Source organism: Candidatus Protofrankia californiensis (assembly GCF_900634765.1).
GTDB lineage: Bacteria > Actinomycetota > Actinomycetes > Frankiales > Frankiaceae > Protofrankia > Protofrankia californiensis.
Genome location: NZ_CAAAFT010000298.1, coordinates 1 through 1,658, shown reverse-complemented (window position 1 = coordinate 1,658; position 1,658 = coordinate 1). Strand labels below are relative to the sequence as shown.

The 1,658-nt window shown below is 74.3% G+C and carries 1 pseudogene; it reads left to right on the top strand.

What is annotated here, in order from left to right:
- Positions 1 to 24: 24 nt before the first annotated feature.
- Positions 25 to 1,658 (top strand): annotated as a pseudogene (locus DD1DGNOD_RS15885) (cation-translocating P-type ATPase); the annotation flags it as partial.

Here is a 1,658-nt window from a genome sequence, read left to right as displayed (position 1 = left end):
CCCCGGCCGCGTCCGAGCGGGCCGGTGGAACGCTACGCGGACGTGGCCGGGGCGGGTGTGCTGGCAACCTTCGGTGCCACGGCCGCCCTGACAGGCAACCCTCAGCGGGCCGCCGCCGCCGCACTGGCCATGCTCCCGCGTCCCGCCCGGCTGGGCAGAGAGGGATTCTGCAACCATCTCACCCGCGTCCTGGCGCGCCGGGGAGTGCAGGTGATGCACCCCGAGGCGCTTCGGCTGCTGGACCGGGTCGACACGGTCGTGGTCGACTCCGACGTCCTGTTCGGCGCGGCGCTCACCGTCGGTGAGGTCATCCCGTTGGCCGGTGCCGACGCAAGCGAGGTGGCCGTCCGGGCGTACGCGTTGTTCCGGTCGGCCGATCCGACCGCGACGGTCGAGGGGGACGGCTGGACACTCGGTCCGATCGAGCGGCTGGTCGGTGACGACGGCCCGGGCAGCGCGCAATGGCGGCGGCTGCGGGCAGCGGGGATCCGTACGGTCCTCGGTCTCGCGCAGGGCACGAGGTTGATGGCGGTGGTGACGGCGGTGCCCGAGCGGGCGGAGGGCAGCGAGGCGCTGCTGGCCTCCTGCCGTCGCAGCGGGCTGACGGTGCGGGTAGCCGACGGCGAGGACTGCCCGGACGACGGGTTCGGCTTCGGGGTGATCCCGGGCGGACGCCGGCTGGTGGCCGCCGTCGGCGACCTGCAGGCGGCGGGTGCCGGCGTGCTGGTCGTCTCACGCCGGCGCGCCGCGGTGGGCAACGCCGACTGCGGTGTCGGGGTCGAGGGCCATGACGGCGCGCCGGCCTGGGGAGCCGACGTCCTTGTCGGGAAGGACCTGCTGGCTGCCGCGATGATGGTCGAGGCGGTCGCCGCGGGGTGCCGGGTGAGCCGGCACGCGGTGCGGCTCGCCCAGATCGGCTCCGGTGCCGGCGCGCTGGTCGCGCTGACCGGTTTCGGTCCGCAACTGGCCTCCCGGTCGATGCTCATGGTGACCGGGGCCAGTGCCCTGTCGTTCGGTGACGGGATCTGGGCGGCCCGCGAGCTCAACCGGCGTCCGCCGCCGCCGACCATCCCGCGCACGCCCTGGCATGTGCTGCCGGCGCGGCGCGTCCTCGACCAGCTGGGCAGTTCCCCGGACGGATTGGCCAGCGCCGAGGCCGCATCGCGGCGTACCGACGACGTCTCGGTGGGCGCGGTCGCGCCCGGTCTGGTCGGTGCGATCGCCCGGGAGCTGGCAAGTCCCCTGACGCCGATCCTGCTGGGTGGGGCGGCCCTGTCGGCTGCCAGCGGCTCGGTGCTGGACGCGGGTCTGGTGGTCAGCGTGGCCGTCATGTCGGCGCTGGTGGGCGCGGTGCAGCAGCAGCGGGCCGACCGTGACCTGACCCGTCTGTTCGCCCAGTCCGCGGTCAGGGCGCGGGTGCGCCGGGACGGCGGTGACGTCGAGCTCACCGCGCAGGAACTGGTCTCCGGCGACGTGATCTCGATCGGCTCGGAGGACGTCGTTCCCGCCGACGCCCGGCTGCTGTCGGCGACCAGCCTGGAGATCGACGAGTCGTCGCTGACCGGGGAGTCCCTTCCGGTGACGAAGTCGCCGCGTCCGGTTGCCGCCAGCTACGTCGCGGAACGTTCCTCGATGGTGTACGAGGGAACCACCGTCGT